Genomic DNA, 16090 nt, shown 5'->3' with positions numbered 1-16090 from the left:
ATACTTCACTTATACGCACTATATATTTTCCCCCGCAGAAGAATGTTGATCCCTCAAAGACGGGTCTGACCTGATTTTTTATGAATCTGCGATTCCCGCCTGATTTCCTTTACTTGCTGCCTTTTTTAAGGGCCCGCAGCCGTGCGGTTTCTTCTGCGTCCTGTACCCGCAGAAGGAAGGTCCCGTGGCAGGGCTTGGTGTACGGGAAGATAACATAATCCCCGTCAATACCTACGGCTATCGGGGGGACGCCTATGGTGTGAATATCGAAGATCTTGAACCCCGGCTCAACATCGATCGATTCGGGGAAGTGGCTCCTGATGTATTCCCTGCATTCCTTGAATGAAGCGTCCCGGATTACGATCTCGTAGTTGAGCGCATCTACGCAGCCCATGGTGCCACCTCATCAATTGCCTTTTTGAGTGGCAGGGGGTTATGCACGGCCTTTGCGGCGATCTTCGTGCAGGGAAAGGTGATCTGCTGCACAAGATCTTCCTCATGCTCGCCGTACACAAGAGCATACAGTTTTGCTTTCGATATTACCCCCATCGTCGCCGCATAACTGATCCCCGCATCGTTGTGGATGAACACGAAACACAGGTCGAAGTCCCGCTTTTTCCCGGTGATCTGGGCGACGACCCGGTCGAGATCGGTAATCTCGCCCAGGTAGTGCCGGTCGGGATCGGCAACGACAAGCAGGGTATTTGCCGCCTTGTTCCCGGCAATAACCGGGGTAATTCCGGCTTTTTTAAACCGGCTGACAAGGTACAATGCGATACTGGTCTGCACTGGTACCTGCGGGCACCCCAGCACGAGAAGTGCCGTTTTTGAGGGTTGTGCAACTGTGTCTGAGTCCATGACCTGCTCCCGGTTTAGTGTATACTTCTCTTATTTTAGAGCCCCGGGCAATAACCCTGCGTATCCTGCCCTGCCGGATATCTATTTGCGGCGGTTTGTCAGGGAGTGCCTTTTGTCTCGTGCCGTACCCAGTCGAGATAGGGAGCGTAGCCTGCAATCACCGGAAGCACGATGATCTCCGGGACATCGGCGCTGTGCATCGACCGGATCGCGGCGACTGCCCGGTCTGCACCCTCTTTTGTGGTCTTTACGATCATCAGGTGTTCAGGATCGTTGCAGATCTCGCCTTTCCAGCGATAGGTGGACTGCACGGGAACAATATTGACACACGCGGCAATCTGCTGTTCAACCAATGCCTGCGCCATAGACTCTGCCTCAGTCGTTGCCGCCGTGCAGAGGATCACCACAATATCCGTTGCCATGCCGGTTTACTCCTGCCTTACTGACCTGTGCATACCTTAGGTCACTGGTTCGCGCCCGCCCGCTATTAAGCATATCTTTTGATCCCCGGTTCATCCCTGCCCGATCGTTAATTACTAGTGATGGGGGAACGAACGTGTACTACCTATGTATTCAACACGCATGAGCAATCTCCCGCCGTATCTTTTTGCACGGATCGATGAGATGAAAGCAGAGCAGCAGAAAAAAGGTGTTGATATTATCGATCTTGGCGTGGGCGACCCGGATCTCCCCACCCCTCCACACATTGTCGATGCTCTCTGTTCGGCCGCACATAACCCGGACAACCACCACTACCCCTCGTATGCAGGGATGCCGGCCTACCGGCAGGCTGTCGCAGGCTGGTACCACAATCGGTTCGGTGTCACGCTCGATGCCCAAAAAGAGACCCTCGCCCTGATGGGGTCAAAGGACGGGATCACCCATATCGGGGAAGCATTCGTGAACCCGGGTGACTATGTCCTCGCCCCGAGCCCGGGCTATCCCGGGTATTCGACCGGCACCCTGTTTGCCGAGGGAAAGATCCACGAGATGCCGCTGCTTGTGGAGAACAACTTCCTCCCGGTCCTCGATGCAATACCGGAGAAGGTCGTCCACTCTGCGAAGCTCATGTTCATCAACTACCCAAACAATCCCACGGCCGCCATTGCCCCGCTCTCTTTTTACCGCGAGGTCGTGGATTTTGCCGCAGACCACCATATTGTCGTGGTCTCAGACAACCCCTACTCGGAGGTTGCCTTTGACGGCTACCGCGCCCCATCGTTTTTGGAAGCAAAAGGGGCCATGGAAGTCGGGGTCGAAATGCACTCACTCTCCAAGACATACAACATGACCGGCTGGCGGATCGGCATGGCGGTCGGGAACAGGGAGATCCTCTCCGGTCTTGGCCGGGTCAAGACGAACGTGGACTCCGGTGTCTTTAATGCCGTCCAGTATGCCGCCATTGCAGCGCTCTCGGGCCCGCAGGACTGCATAAAGGAGGCCTGCGCCATCTATCAGGAGCGCCGGGACGTGCTCGTTGCCGGGCTCCGCGAACTTGGCTTTGACGTGCCGGCCCCGAAGGCGACCTTCTATGTCTGGATGCCGGTCAAAGACTGCATGTCCTTTGCGGCAAAACTCTTAAACGAGGCCGGCATTGTCGTGACCCCTGGTGTCGGCTTTGGCTCTGCGGGAGAAGGTTACGTACGGTTTGCCATCACCCGGCCGGTAGGACGGATACAGGAAGCACTTGGACGTATGCAGAGGCTTTCCTTATGAAACTCCCCCCGCACCTCACCATACAGAGAGGGCACCTCCACATCGGTGGCCATGACTGCGTTGCCCTTGCCGGGAAATACGGAACCCCGCTCTACGTGACGAGCGAGGACCGGATCTGCGGGTATTTCCAGGACTACAAAAACGCCCTCTCTGCCCGGTACGACAAGGTGCAGGTGCTCTTTGCGGCAAAAGCAAACGGCAACCTTGCCGTCATGAGGGCGCTTGCAAAGCTCGGCGCCGGGGCGGATGTCTTCTCTGGCGGCGAACTGGCACTTGCCCTTGAAGCCGGTATGCCGGCAAAAAAACTACTCTTTAACGGCAGTTCAAAGACAAAAGCCGACCTTGCCCTTGCCGTGCAGCATGGCGTGAAAGTCTCGCTCGACTCCCTTGACGAGCTCCACCAGCTCGACGAGGTGGCCCGGGATGCCGGGAAAATCGCATCGATCTCATTCCGGGTCAACCCGGCGCTCGAAGTCCCGACCCACCCGAAGATTGCCACCGGCCTTAAAACGAGCAAGTTCGGGATCCCCCACGAACAGATCCCGGCTGCGTACAGGGAGGCGCTGGCCTGCAAGAATGTAAAACCGGTCGGGATCCACTGCCATATCGGGTCGCAGATCCTCGAAGTCGGGCCGTTTGCAAAGGCCGCAGAGGTCATGGTCAGGATCGTAAAGGAACTCTCCGAAATGGGCGTGAAACTTGAGTTCCTCGATCTCGGGGGAGGCCTTGGCATCCCGTACCACCACGATTCCGACCCGGCGCCGACACCGGAGGACTACGCAAACGCGGTCATGCCGGTCTTTCTCGCAGGGATCAAAGCAGCAGGCATCACCCCCGAACTCTGGATCGAGCCGGGCCGGTTCCTGGTCGCGGACTCGACCGTGCTCCTCACCCGGGTCAACTCGACAAAGACGGCCCATAAGCGGTTCGCGAACGTGGATGCAGGATTCAACCTGCTCATCCGGCCCGCGATGTACGATTCCTACCATGAGGTGATCGTGGCAAACCGTGCGGATGCACCCCTGACCTCCGAGTACACGGTCACCGGGCCGATCTGCGAGACCGGGGATATCCTTGCCCCCGACCGGAAACTGCCGGAACTTGCCGCAGGCGATCTCATCGCGGTGCTGGACACCGGGGCATACGGGTACGCGATGTCCTCGCAGTACAATGGCCGGCCCCGCTGTCCCGAAGTGCTGGTTCACGGGAAAGATGTCGCCCTCATGCGGCGCGGCGAGACCCTTTCTGACCTGACCGGCACCATGGTGCGGCCGCCCTGGCAGCGGTAACCCAAGGAGGTTTTCGTGGTACTCTTCCACTATGCACTGGTTGACGACCTGATATCGCAGGAAGAGTTCGAACGGCGCGTGGAGGAGAAGATCGAGGAATGCGGCGACCTCCTCGATGAGCCGACCGCCGCGATGCTCGTTGTCGGGGCGCTCGGGAGACAGCATGTCAAGGTAAAGGAGCTCTCGGGGAAATCCAGCCTTTTTTGTTTTTTTGCAAAAGTTGTCGACAAGACCGAGCCAAAGGAGTTCGACCGTAAAGACGGCGAGAAGGGCTGGGTCGCGACACTTCTCGTGGGAGACGAGACCGGCACCACCCGGGTCGTGCTCTGGGACGAGCGGGCAGGTGCGGTGCTCGAGATTGCTCTTGGCGACGTGCTGGAAGTGATAGGAAGGCACCCGGGAAAGAATATGCGGGAGATCTACGCGCTTGCCCTGCGGAAGGCCACCTGCGAGATCACCTGCACGGTACCTGTCGGGAATGGTCTGGCTCTCTCTACAGAACCGGTCGATCTCGATGTGTGCCTGATCGGTGCGGATGCACCCCGCACGTTTACACGTCGGGACGGGACTACCGGGGATATGCAGGAATGCGTGATCGGCGATGCTACCGGGACTGCCCGCCTTGTCGTGTGGGCGCCGGACCTGCTCCGGGATATCCCGGCAGGGAGCGCGATCCATATCACGGGTGCAAAGCCCGACCGCCGTGCCGAGGGCCGGGCCTACAGTCTCGATGATACGGGTGCGGTAAGTCTTTCCGATGCCGTTGTCTCGGTTCCCTTTGCTGCGCTCGCATCGGTCAGCGATACCGGGTATTATTCCGTCAAAGGCGAGGTAAAGACCGTGCAGGAACCCCGGTCGTTTACCTCGCGGAGCGGGGCGGCCTCGTGGGTACGGAACATCCGTATCGGCGAGGGCGATGAAGTGCTCAACGTCGTACTCTGGGGGGAACATGCACTGGTACCGGTGCACCCCGGTGATCGCGTCGAGATCTACCATGCGGCAGCCAAACCCGGCCGGTTCGGTGCCATCGAGCTTGGGGTGGGCCGGGGGAGCATCTTCCGGGTTCCGCACGAGGAAACCCGGATGATTTCCATGACCGGGACGCTCATTCCCGGCAACGGGTGCATGTTTATCGATGACGGCACTGAACGGTACCTTATCGAAGGAGAGTTTCCGGCCGGAAGCGAGATGAAAATAACCGGGGTGCTTTCAGGGAGCCGTATCATCCCCGAGACTATGGAACCGGCGGAGAAGACAAAAGATGAGGTGGCAGGACGCCTTGCCGCTCTTGCCGCACGGCTGGACTCCCCCACCCGACCCTAAAATCACTTTCACCCCCCGCATGGCCCCGGGTTATATGGGTGGGGTTGAAATGTTGTTGTGCCATAGGAGATGTACTAGAAATGGCTGACAAAGCACTGGAAATTGAAGATTTACCCGGCGTCGGACCGACTACTGCCGACAAGCTTCGCGAAGCAGGCTACCTATCCATTGAGAGCATCGCAACCGCCGCACCGGCCGAGCTCTCCGAGGTCACGGAGATATCAGAGTCCACGGCAAAGAAGATCATCAAGGCGGCCCGCGAATCCGCAGATATCGGCGGTTTCAAGACCGGGAAAGATATCTTTGAGCAGAGAAAGGACATCCGGAAACTGTCGTTCCGGGTTCCGGAACTTGACGCACTTCTCGGCGGCGGCATGGAAACCCAGGCCATCACCGAGATGTACGGTGAGTTTGGTTCCGGTAAAAGCCAGATCGTCCACCAGATGGCAGTCAACGTCCAGCTGCCCGAAGAGCAGGGTGGCCTCAACGGCAGCGTGATCTATATCGATACCGAGAATACGTTCCGTCCCGAGCGTATCGAGCAGATGGTCAAGGGTCTTGATATCGAGGGTGTCCCGGATACCCAGGAGTTCCTGAACAATATCCATATCGCCCGGGCGCACACCTCTGACCACCAGGTGCTTCTTGTGGAGAACTCCCGGGACCTCGCAAACGAGCTTAAAGGAAGCGACAAGCCGGTGAAGCTCTTTATCATCGATTCGCTCACCGCCCACTTCCGGGCTGAGTATGCCGGCCGGGGAACGCTTGCCGCACGGCAGCAGAAACTCAACAAGCACATGCACGATCTCTTCAAGCTCATCGACGAGCACAACGCGGTCGGCCTCGTGACAAACCAGGTCATGTCCAACCCTGCCGTGTTCTTCGGAGACCCGACAAAACCGATCGGGGGAAACATCGTGGGCCACACGGCTACCTTCCGGATCTACCTGCGGAAGAGCAAGGCCGGCAAACGTATCGCACGACTCGTGGACAGCCCCAACCTTCCTGAGGGCGAAGCACCATTCATGGTTGAAGAGGCAGGACTTAAGCCGTGTTAAGAGCACTGCTGACAGATGTTGACGGAACAATAACGGACTCCTCCCGCAGGATCGACACCGGGGCAATTGAGTGTATCCGGTCGCTCGTAGACGCCGGGATCGAAGTCGTCCTTGCGAGCGGGAACACTGCCTGCTTTATGGATGCCCTCTGTAAAATGACGGGCACCCGGGGGACGTTCATCGCAGAGAACGGTGGGGTGTACCGGATCGGGTACACCGGTACTCTCAAAATTACCGGGGATCAGGCGATCTGCCGGGCCGCACTTGAAACCGTGCAGGTCCATTACCGGAAGCAAGGGATCGAACTGGTGCTCTACAGTGCCGAGTACCGGTATGCGGATCTTGCATTCGCCCGGACTGTGCCGTCAGAGGAGGTCCGGCAGATCCTTGCCGACCAGCCGGTGCAGGTGATCGACACCGGGTATGCAATCCACCTCCAGTCAGAAGGTGTCAGCAAGGGGACCACTCTTGTCGCTCTCGCACGCGACATGGATCTCTCCCCCAAAGACTTTTTTGCCATCGGCGACGGGATTAACGACGCCGGTATGCTCGCGGCAGCAGGCCGGGGCGTGACCCTCGCAAATGCCCACCCGGCGACAAAAGCGGCGGCATCTGACGTGATGGAAGATGGATACGGAAAGGGTTTTATACAAGCCGTAAAAAAGTATCGGTCTTACCTTCGGGCAAGGTAACGGTCGACGACGATATAATCCTTGATGTCTTTTACCGACTCAAAGGGAACCACCAGCAGGTTGCCATCCTCAAGATCGTATCCCTCGGTAACAAATGACTGGTCCGGGTGGATGATCAGATCGAGGACCTGCCCGGAATCAAAATCGACCCTGATGTTCTTGAGCGTTCCGACAAGTTTACCGTCATTGCTCATAATCTTTTTTCGTGAGAGGCTGCGGGCAAATGTACGAGTCATAAAAAAAATGACGATGTATTAATATTTAAAGTGTTCTGAAATGGCGGGGCATAGAAGGTTATTTTGAAAAATCAATCCGACATTTTCGTTCTTTTTTGTGCGCGGCCCGCATAAATAAAAAAACGCGTCCCGGTACAGAAAGTACCGGGGGCAGGGCGGAGGTTGCATCAGAGTGAGGGAAAGACCCGGATAATATCCGACTGGGTGAGAATACCCACCGGCTTCCCGTTTTCGGTCACAATAAGCCGCCCGATCTCACGTTCCTTGAAACGCCGGATTACCTCAAAGAGTTTAATATCGGATGGTGCCTCGACTACGTCAGGTGTCATCACCACTGAGGTTTTAGTCTCAAAGGGCAAGCCCCGGTCAAGGGCTTTTGTGACATCGCTTATGGTAATGATGCCCGCCAGGTGTTCGCCATCTATGACCGGCGCGCCGTGGATGTGATGCCGGTTAAAGAGGGTGATCGCATCCCTAAGGGTCTGGGTGCTCGTAAGTGACTTGAGTGGTGTACTCATGTAGGCTTTTATCGGCTGCTTCGGGAGCGAGATCATCTCCGAGGTGGCGATAAGAAGCGACTGGTTGGACTCATCTTTTCCGAAGACCTCCCCCCGGATCAGGAGTTTGTTCACCGGTGTCGGGCCGATAGTAATTTTGTCTCCAATCTCGAAGATCTTGGCACTGCCAACAAGCTTGATGACTGCATGGCAGATGTCCGGGTGGCAGAGCGTGGTAAAATCGATCTCCTGCACATGTGCCCCCTTCACCTCCGCGCCGTCACGGCTGATCGGCACATCGTAGTCCCCTCCTGATGTGTTCAGGTTAAGTTCCTTGTACGCCAGTTCGGTAGGGATGTAGCCGCCCTTTGGCCCGGGAACTCCGTCCACAAGGCCGACTGCCTTTAAGGACTGCATCTGGTTGCGCACCGTACCCGGGTTCCGCAGGATCATATCGGCGATCTCTTCACCTTTGATGGAATGAGACTGCTGGTGGTAGAGGGTAATGAGCGTGATCAGGATATCCTTCTGGATAAGGGACAGCTCCATAACGATAAGACGTATTAATGTCTATGGATATATAGGTTGGAGTTTTGTGGAATTCGAACGGATGCCAACAGTGCCCACTGCAGATGAGATCCTTGACAGGAGCTTTCGCCGTGCCGCAAAGAAGCGTAAAGAAAAGATAAACAAAGATCGGGCAAACGAGGAGTTTGTCCGGGCCGTCGGTGCCGCGATACACGACCGGCTGGTCTACATCATCCGGGGATTCCCTGAGTTTGAAAAGATCCCTCCCTTTTACCGGGAGATGGCAGATATCCTCTACGGGGTCGACAATATCAAGCAGTCCCTCGGGGCGGTAGGCTGGGCGGCAAAGCACACCAAAATGGTGGGCCACGAGATTGCCGTGCAGACCCGGAGGTCGACCGAGACTCTCGTACTCCGGAGACGGGCGGTCGCACGCCTCGCCTCCATGGTTCACCAGATTGATAAGGACCTGCTGTTCTTAAACAAGGTAAGAAACACCCTGCGGAAGCTGCCCCATATTGAGGACACATTTACGGTAGTCATCGCAGGATACCCCAACGTGGGCAAGTCCTCGTTTATCCGGCTTGTATCCTCTGCGACCCCCGAGATCGCGTCCTACCCGTTCACGACAAAAGGCGTGATTGTCGGGCTCCGCGAGGAAGGCAGGATCCGTCTCCAGTTCGTGGATACACCCGGTATCCTTGACCGGCCCGCTGACGAGCGAAACCCGATCGAGCGGCAGGCTCTTTCCGCGATGATGAACGTGGCAAGCGTGATCCTCTTTATCCTCGACCCGTCCGAGCATTGCGGGTACCCCATGGAGATGCAGCTGCGGCTCCTTGACGAAGTTAAAGATATGGTAACCGTGCCGCTGGTGGTCGTGGCAAACAAGTCCGATCTCAAGGTGCAGGAAGGTTACCGCGCCATGTCCACCGAGACAAAAGATGGTGTGGATGAGGTGCTCAAAGAGCTCCTCTCGTTCCGTCCGGCATGGGAAGCCTCACGCAAAGCCGCCGATGAGAGCAAAGCCGATGAAAAACCCGATGATAGTCCCGCCGTTTAAGGGCGGGAGGCCGGCCTGCGGTTTGCCGGACATCACGAAGTGCATGAGCACCACAAGTCCCGCAAGCGACCCGATGATCGCCCCGAGCGCCGGCAGGTTAATGAGCCCGAAATATTTTATCCCGCCGCAAAAGACATTGGCGGAGACGACGAGGATCGCGGGCATGATCATATCTCCCATGCCAATGATAAAGGCGGCCCGTTCGCCCCCGTCGTTCAGTTTTCCGATCCCCTCCTTGATGAACGAGTAGTCCTTCCTTTTCGGGATGACAAAGAGGATCGGGGTCTTCAGGTCGATCACGCCTTCCGCGAGCGTGATCATGTGTTTTGTCTTGTACACGGAGATCGCATCGTAGACCGCGAGGAGGACAAGGAGCAGGCAGACTGGCAGGATCTCAAGCGAGGCACCGAAGATCGCGGCCACCCCGGCGCCGAGCAGGATCCCGAGGCCGTCGATCACATACCATTCCGGGTATTTGTACAACAGGGCCGTCGCGAGCACGGAGAGGACAATGATGATACCCGTTGCTACGATGGTCTCAATGGTCGTTGAATAGACCACAACCGCAGGGAGCACTGCCTCCCACCATTCTGTTGTTGCCACAGCGGTCGCGCCCGTTGCTGCAAAGACTATTGCCGCGAAGATATACACAAACGTCAGGAAGATCGCGATCGTGATGACGGCCCCGATTACTTTTTTAAGATTGTACTTGATCAGCACGAGCAGGAACGCGGTGAAAATAAGGAGGATCACAATGAAGATAAGCGGGTTCTCCATCGATGTGGGGTCCTCGAAGGCCACTATGCCCGAGACCTGCACGGGAAGCGTGAGGAGGAGTGCCCCGATTTCCACAGCGATGAGGAGGGCCGGCATTGCCAGGATGGGTAGGTGGTTCTTGAGCTTGGCAGTCAGGGTGTCCATAAAGGTGTCTCCTGATGGATAGTTAGCTTAATTAGTGCGTTCTCATCATCTAAAAGCATGGACATTCCCGAGTATCTCCCTGACATCCTGCTCACGGCAGTGATGGTCATCTCCACCCTTTTCCTCATCCTGCGGTTCTGGCAGGACCTTGTTATCGCTATTGCCGCTGCCCTCATGATGCTCTCGCTTGGCGGGCTCTTTTTGTCCCTCCAGATCAAGGTCAGAAACCTCGAAAAGAACGTGATCACCCGGGAGCGGATGCTGCGCACAAACCTTGAGGAGATTTCCAGTCGTATGAACGAGAAGTACGACCAGACTACCTCCCATCTCGAAGGATTGGTGGGCGAGTTCTCAAAGCGGGTATACAAATAAGAGCCCGGCCGGCGTAACGGTACGGCAGGAGATATGAGTCATGGGTGTCGCACTCCGGGATATCATTGCTGACTATAAGACACCGGTCACCTGGGAGGGTCTTTCCGGCGTGGCGGCGGTCGATGCGAACAATGCGCTCTACCAGTTTTTAACGATCATCCGGCAGCCGGACGGGACGCCGCTGATGGACCGGCAGGGCAGAGTGACCTCCCACCTATCAGGGATCCTGTTCCGGATGGTCAACTTCCTTGAAAAAGGGATAAAACCGGTCTTTGTCTTTGACGGGAAGCCGCCCGAACTTAAGGATGCGACGATTGCCGTGCGCCGCAAAAGCCGGGACGAGGCAGGGGAGAAGTGGAAGGCGGCGATCGAGCGGGGCGACGAGGAGGAGGCATACAAGCAGGCCCGGTCGTCGACCCGTGTGGACAAGACGATTATTGCGACTTCAAAGGAACTGCTTGGTCTCATGGGTATCCCGTATGTGCAGGCCCCGACCGAGGGAGAGGCACAGGCAGCGTACATGGTGCAGAAGGGTGACGCCCGGTACGCGGTCTCGCAGGACTACGATACGCTCCTTTTTGGTACCCCTACTTTGGTCCGGAACCTCACGGTGAGCGGGAAGCGCAAGATCCGGGGCCGGGTCGTGACCGTAAACCCTGAGCGGGTGGTTCTTGCCGAGGTACTTGACGGCCTGAAACTGACCCGGGAGCAGCTCATTGAGATCGGGATCTTGACGGGGACCGACTTTAACCCGGGCGCCGACGGCGTAGGGGCAAAGACCGGCCTGAAAATTGTGCAGAAGGGGGAGTTTGCGGCAAAAATTGCGGAAAAGTGCCCGGATTTCGACCCGGCGCCAGTGATGGAGTTCTTCCTGCACCCGCCGGTGACGAGCGATTACACCCTCCTTTGGGGTCACCCGGATGCAGAAGGGATCAAACGACTGCTCTGCGAAGGGTACGATTTTGCCGAAGAACGGATCGATGCGGCGCTCGAACGATACACGGTAAAAGCCGGGCAGAAGACTCTTGAAAACTGGTTTTAAGAGAAATGCGCCCGCGTCCGTATGATCCGGGCGGACGGTATAAAATGAGAGGCAGGGGAATGTCTCCCCTGCCGGTTACTTTTTTTCTGATTCTACATTGCTTCCCATGTAGTCGAGCACCCGGTCCCACATCACGAGCAGGCCCGGGATGAGCACGTAGGCGAGCAGTCCTGCGCTGAGGAATGCCCCGACAATGATGAGCTCGTTGTCCATCGTCATCGCCTTATGCAAGGGCCGGTACCCCGTCTGCCCAGGTCTCGATAACGGTCCGGATGGAGTCATCCTCGTAGGACGTGATCGATACCTGCTGGCGGGAGAATGTGACCAAGTAGAGTTCGTTATTCGGGTCGTGGCACTTGAGGGTCGCGGAGAATGTGTCCCCGTCCGAATCGTGGGCCGGGACGCCACCGTGGGCTGTGATATTTGCGGTGTTCGCGAGGACTGCGGTGATACCGACATTGTAGCCGGAGATCGTGTTGTAACTCTCCGAGCTGCTGCCGATCTTCTTTGCGTCCTCGTCCTGGTATACGAATCTTGCCGTGTAGGTCTCCCTTGACTTTTCTACGGGCGCATGGTTGGCGCCCGCGTTCATATACGATACACACCCGAACGGGTTGTTCAGGATGACGGACTGGATGAGTGCGTTGAATGCAGTCACGTCCGTAATCGGTACCGCAAGTTTGCGGACCGCGCTCTTCACGTTGCTGTTCTGCGTAAAGTCTGCCATTTTTTTCTTCCTCCTTTTTTGTCTTTGTCGCGGGGCGCCCTTTGACATACTATCATAGGTGCCTGGAGGATATAACTTCAAAAAAGAAGGAGAATCCGGGGCCCCTGCTTACCCGGTTCCCTCAACCGGGCAGGGAGAGTTACGGGTTCGTTGATTCAAAGTCCATTCAAGCGCATTTCCTGAATCGGGAACAGATTCGTGCGGTGTTTTGAGGATTTTGTGTATTGTTCTGATGTTCCCAATACCCTGGTCAAAGGCCCGGTAGTGGAGCAGCACTGCATCCAGGACTCTTTTCCCACCCCGGTCCGGCTACCGGGGTTCGTGCGGTGCCGGCGACTGTTCCCGTACTTCCGTTTCTTTACCCTGCGGTGGCGGGAGGGTCCGGTCTTCTGTTTCCTTTCCACACTTGTAGTTCCTGTTTCTCCATCATCGTCAGGAAATCTCCCTTTTGTCTTACCTGAGGCCAGCCCGCTTGTTCCAGCGATGGTTTCGCAGGGGTTAATCGGGTTGCTCTGCAGGGCACCGGGTACAATTGTGCCCGGTCCAATCACGACCTTTTCTGTTGTACTTAAATCTGCATTTGAATCACGTTTTTCTTGTTCTGGTGTTTTCGATTCCGGTACAGGAACGAGCGTGTCCGCTTGTCTAAAAAATGTACCGGAGTCGGCCTGATGGAAAGCGACAGCCCCGGCCCCCACCATAGCCACTGGTGGCACCCCCCGCTCCCAAAAAAGAGGGTACCCCTACCCCCCGACCGATTTTTTTAAAGTGTTACCCCCCACCCCCCTGTCCGGGCACATGAAGGGGACTACCCCCCGTTCCTGCATGTGTACGACCAGTGCTTCGCATGGAGTTCTCGTCTAAACCCATATTTTACCGGCCGTAGTCCTGGGGGGGTAGGTGCCTCCCTCAGGCTAAAGGGGCACCACCCACTCCCAAAAAGGAGAGGTACCCCTACCCCCCGACCGATTTTTTAAAAGTTTTTACCCCCCACCCCCCTCTTCTGGCTTTGAGGGGGGAGTGCCACCTTCGTACAAAAGAGGGGGTACCCCCCAAGACCCGGAATGAAAAAAGCGGACGTGAGAACTCCCAAAAAAGGGTCGTCACCAACAACCGGTCGTACGCCCGTAAACAGCGCCGGGTTCTGCCGGTAGATCCCCCAGCGCCGGACACAAGCGACCGGCTCAAAAATCCCCCGGAGAAAAGATCACGGGCCGCATCTTCCCACAGGTTCCCCCCGCAAAAAAGGAACTGTTTAATAACGGGTAAGATACAGTCCTTTTATCGAGTGTGTACTTTAAGTGATCCACCTTCTCTACGTTGACGATGAACCCGCCCTGCTCGAACTCACCAAAATGTTTCTTGAGCGTTCTGGAGATTTCAGCGTCGATACGGAAGCCTCCGCGCAGGAGGTAATCAGTATCCTCAAAAACCGGCACTACGATGCCATCATCTCCGATTACCAGATGCCGGGAATGAATGGGATCGAATTTTTACAACAGGTAAGGAAGGACGGAAACGCGATCCCTTTCATAATCTTCACCGGGAAAGGCCGGGAAGAGATCGTGATCGAGGCAATCAACAACGGTGTCGACTCCTACATCCAGAAAGGCGGCAACCCCCGGGCGCAGTTCGCCGAACTCGCGGAAAAAATCCGGCAGATTGTCCGGAGAACACGTGCAGAACGCGCACTCAAAGAATCTGAGGCACGGTACCGGGCGATCTTCCAGACGGCATCCGACATCACCCAGATTCTCGACCGGAACGGCAGGATCATCTACGATTCAACCTCATCGCGTATTCTCGGGTATCCCCCCGGGTCGCTGATCGGTAAAGACCCGCTGGATGATCTCCACCCTGAAGACAAGGATCGTATCAGATCTGATCTTGCCCAGGTGTATGCAAACAAAAATGCCGGGATACCCTCTGAATTCCGTGTACGAAAGGCAGACGGGGAGTATCTCTGGGTTGAAGCGATAGCCACCAACCTTATCGGTGTTGAAGGTATCGACGGCATAGTCGTCACGACCCGCCCGATTGCCGAACGCAAAGCGGCAGAGGAAGAACTCAAAAAGAAACACGAGGAATTGCACGCTGCGTTTGAACAGCTGACCGCAACCGAAGAAGAATTGCGCCAGAACTACAACGAGCTTGCCATAAGCGAGCACCGGCTGGCGGAGACCGAGCATAAGGTCAGAGCCTCAGAAGCCTTCCTGAACTGCGTGATCACCGATGTCCGCGAAGGTATCACTGCCTTCGATGCCGACCTGCGCTATATCCTCTGGAATCCTTTCATGGAAGAACTGACCGGGATACCGGCTGCCGATGTCCTGGGTAAACACCTCACCGAGCTGTTCCCCTTTTTTCATGATACCGAGATCCCCGGCAATCTTGAGCGTGCGCTCGCGGGGGAGATGGTGGAGATATCCGATATTCCACTTGATCTGAATATAAAAAAGAAGAGAATCTGGGTGCGATACGTCGGGTCCCCTCTCTATGATCCTGACGGGACTATCACGGGAGTGATTGGCGTTGTCCAGGACATCACCACACGCAAGGAGGCAGAACTCGCGCTGCTTGCCACAACAGAAGAACTCAAAGAGAGCGAGGAAAAGTACCGGAACGTCTTTGAAGCGAAGAATAATCCCCTCATCATTGTCGACGCAGAAACCCGGGGGATTCTCGATCTAAACCAGGCAGCGTCGGAGCTGTACGGGTATACCCGGGAAGAGATGATGCAGATGACGCTCATGGACCTGTCAGCCGAACCAGAGAAGACACAGGAGACTCTCGACCGTCAGGTGCCCCGCGTCTCCCTGCGGTATCACCGGAAAAAAGACGGCATGGTATTTCCCGCCGACATCATACTTGCCTACTTTAACCTCAAGGGCCGGTCGGTTCTGATTCTGTCGATCCGGGATCTGACCGGCGTCCAGCTGATTGGCGATGCTCTCAGGATCGCAAACGTCAAGCTCAATCTTCTGATCGGGGTGACCCGGCACGATGTCCTCAACTCGCTCACCGCGCTTCTCGGTTATAATGGGATCCTCAGAGGACGAGAAGCAGATGACGCTAACCGGGAGATGCTTGAAAAGCAGGAGAAGATCCTGCTTACGATCCGCAACCAGATCGAGTTTACCCGGACATATGACGATCTGGGTGTCAAAGCCCCTCTCTGGCAGCATGTCGGGAAAACGGCGGCACGAGCATATGCCCAGTTCATCAATACTATCTCGTTTGCCTGCGAGATAGGCGATCTCGAGATATATGCAGACCCGATGCTTGAGAAAGTGTTCTACAACCTGTTCGACAATGCGTTCCGTTACGGTGAAGGGGTTACGAAAATCAGGCTTTCCGGGGTAATGGACGGGACCGATCTTCTTCTCTTTTTTGAGGATGACGGGATTGGCGTCATGGAGAATGAAAAGGCGCGGATCTTCGCACGAGGGGTCGGGAAAAATACCGGTCTTGGCCTCTTTTTAACACGGGAGATCCTTGCAATCACCCGGATCGGGATACAGGAGACAGGGGAGTACCGGAAAGGGGCTCGTTTCACCCTACGGGTACCCCGGGGCGCGTACAGGATCCTGAAATAATCACATTTCTCTTGTTCGCTTGTACCTGTTAGGGTCGGGAAAGTTTCAGTTCGATGATTATCAGGTATCGGCAATCCCTGCGGAGGAGTGGTAAGGTCTTTTATGAACTGTTTCGATCAGCAGCCACCTGAAAGCGCGTATCCTCGCTGACCGGGCGGGAGATAGAGACGGA

17 protein-coding genes are annotated in these 16090 nt (G+C 56.3%); 9 read left to right on the top strand and 8 right to left on the bottom strand.

The window, feature by feature from the left end:
* Positions 1-109: 109 nt before the first annotated feature.
* From WCX19_RS05855 to cutA, 3 genes are all read right to left on the bottom strand, one after another.
* Complete coding sequence (locus tag WCX19_RS05855; protein WP_373006096.1) at positions 110-394, bottom strand: DUF1894 domain-containing protein; 285 nt, start codon at positions 392-394, stop codon at positions 110-112.
* Positions 382-858, bottom strand: coding sequence for a DUF1890 domain-containing protein (locus WCX19_RS05850; protein WP_373006094.1), 477 nt, complete (start codon positions 856-858; stop codon positions 382-384). Before WCX19_RS05850 ends, WCX19_RS05855 begins: the two co-directional genes overlap by 13 nt.
* 98 nt (positions 859-956) lie before the next feature.
* Entirely contained in the window at positions 957-1280 is a 324-nt protein-coding gene (gene cutA, locus WCX19_RS05845) for a divalent-cation tolerance protein CutA (protein ID WP_373006092.1), read from the bottom strand.
* A gap of 145 nt (positions 1281-1425) precedes the next feature.
* Between cutA and WCX19_RS05840 the strand changes: the two genes are divergently transcribed.
* The 5 genes from WCX19_RS05840 (at position 1426) to WCX19_RS05820 (ending at position 6936) form a co-directional block, all read left to right on the top strand.
* Positions 1426-2574 carry an LL-diaminopimelate aminotransferase gene (locus WCX19_RS05840; RefSeq protein ID WP_373006090.1) on the top strand — a complete coding sequence of 383 codons (1149 nt, stop codon included), beginning with the start codon at positions 1426-1428 and terminating at the stop codon, positions 2572-2574.
* Entirely contained in the window at positions 2571-3863 is a 1293-nt protein-coding gene (gene lysA / locus WCX19_RS05835) for a diaminopimelate decarboxylase (protein WP_373006088.1), read from the top strand. Before WCX19_RS05840 ends, lysA begins: the two co-directional genes overlap by 4 nt.
* A gap of 15 nt (positions 3864-3878) precedes the next feature.
* Complete coding sequence (locus WCX19_RS05830) at positions 3879-5186, top strand: nucleic acid-binding protein (protein ID WP_373006086.1); 1308 nt, start codon at positions 3879-3881, stop codon at positions 5184-5186.
* A gap of 80 nt (positions 5187-5266) precedes the next feature.
* On the top strand, positions 5267-6244 hold the full coding sequence (radA, locus tag WCX19_RS05825; RefSeq protein WP_373006084.1) for a DNA repair and recombination protein RadA: 978 nt from the start codon (positions 5267-5269) through the stop codon (positions 6242-6244).
* Positions 6238-6936, top strand: a complete 699-nt coding sequence (locus WCX19_RS05820) for a phosphoglycolate phosphatase (protein WP_373006082.1) — start codon at positions 6238-6240, stop codon at positions 6934-6936. The genes radA and WCX19_RS05820 overlap by 7 nt, the downstream gene beginning before the upstream one ends.
* Here WCX19_RS05820 and WCX19_RS05815 read toward each other — a convergent pair.
* Both WCX19_RS05815 and WCX19_RS05810 read right to left on the bottom strand, forming a co-directional pair.
* Positions 6918-7172 carry a PRC-barrel domain-containing protein gene (locus tag WCX19_RS05815; protein ID WP_373006080.1) on the bottom strand — a complete coding sequence of 85 codons (255 nt, stop codon included), beginning with the start codon at positions 7170-7172 and terminating at the stop codon, positions 6918-6920. The genes WCX19_RS05820 and WCX19_RS05815 overlap by 19 nt on opposite strands.
* Positions 7173-7339: 167 nt before the next feature.
* Entirely contained in the window at positions 7340-8218 is an 879-nt protein-coding gene (locus WCX19_RS05810; RefSeq protein WP_373006078.1) for a CBS domain-containing protein, read from the bottom strand.
* A gap of 61 nt (positions 8219-8279) precedes the next feature.
* Here WCX19_RS05810 and WCX19_RS05805 point away from each other — a divergent pair, with 61 nt between their 5' ends.
* Positions 8280-9260, top strand: a complete 981-nt coding sequence (locus WCX19_RS05805) for an NOG1 family protein (RefSeq protein ID WP_373006076.1) — start codon at positions 8280-8282, stop codon at positions 9258-9260.
* On the opposite strand, the gene WCX19_RS05800 is transcribed toward WCX19_RS05805, so the two are convergent.
* Positions 9198-10181: a presenilin family intramembrane aspartyl protease PSH gene (locus WCX19_RS05800; RefSeq protein WP_373006074.1), complete on the bottom strand. Its 984-nt coding sequence runs from the start codon at positions 10179-10181 to the stop codon at positions 9198-9200. The two genes, WCX19_RS05805 and WCX19_RS05800, sit on opposite strands and share 63 nt — an antisense overlap.
* A 57-nt stretch (positions 10182-10238) precedes the next feature.
* On the opposite strand from WCX19_RS05800, the gene WCX19_RS05795 reads away from it, so the two are divergent.
* Together WCX19_RS05795 and fen are read left to right on the top strand one after the other, a co-directional pair.
* Positions 10239-10553 (top strand): hypothetical protein, encoded by a 315-nt coding sequence (locus tag WCX19_RS05795; RefSeq protein WP_373006072.1) that lies wholly within the window; start codon positions 10239-10241, stop codon positions 10551-10553.
* Between the two features lie 40 nt (positions 10554-10593).
* Complete coding sequence (gene fen / locus WCX19_RS05790) at positions 10594-11595, top strand: flap endonuclease-1 (protein WP_373006070.1); 1002 nt, start codon at positions 10594-10596, stop codon at positions 11593-11595.
* 75 nt (positions 11596-11670) lie between these two features.
* On the opposite strand, the gene WCX19_RS05785 is transcribed toward fen, so the two are convergent.
* Together WCX19_RS05785 and WCX19_RS05780 are read right to left on the bottom strand one after the other, a co-directional pair.
* On the bottom strand, positions 11671-11826 hold the full coding sequence (locus WCX19_RS05785) for a hypothetical protein (RefSeq protein ID WP_373006068.1): 156 nt from the start codon (positions 11824-11826) through the stop codon (positions 11671-11673).
* Entirely contained in the window at positions 11819-12322 is a 504-nt protein-coding gene (locus WCX19_RS05780) for a hypothetical protein (RefSeq protein WP_373006066.1), read from the bottom strand. The genes WCX19_RS05785 and WCX19_RS05780 overlap by 8 nt, the downstream gene beginning before the upstream one ends.
* A 1301-nt stretch (positions 12323-13623) precedes the next feature.
* Between WCX19_RS05780 and WCX19_RS05775 the strand changes: the two genes are divergently transcribed.
* Positions 13624-15918 carry a PAS domain S-box protein gene (locus WCX19_RS05775; RefSeq protein WP_373006064.1) on the top strand — a complete coding sequence of 765 codons (2295 nt, stop codon included), beginning with the start codon at positions 13624-13626 and terminating at the stop codon, positions 15916-15918.
* The last annotated feature ends 172 nt before the right edge of the window (positions 15919-16090 follow it).

Source organism: Methanoregula sp. (assembly GCF_041663825.1).
In the GTDB taxonomy this organism is placed as follows: Archaea; Halobacteriota; Methanomicrobia; order Methanomicrobiales; family Methanospirillaceae; genus Methanoregula.
This window is presented reverse-complemented; position numbering and strand designations above follow the sequence as displayed.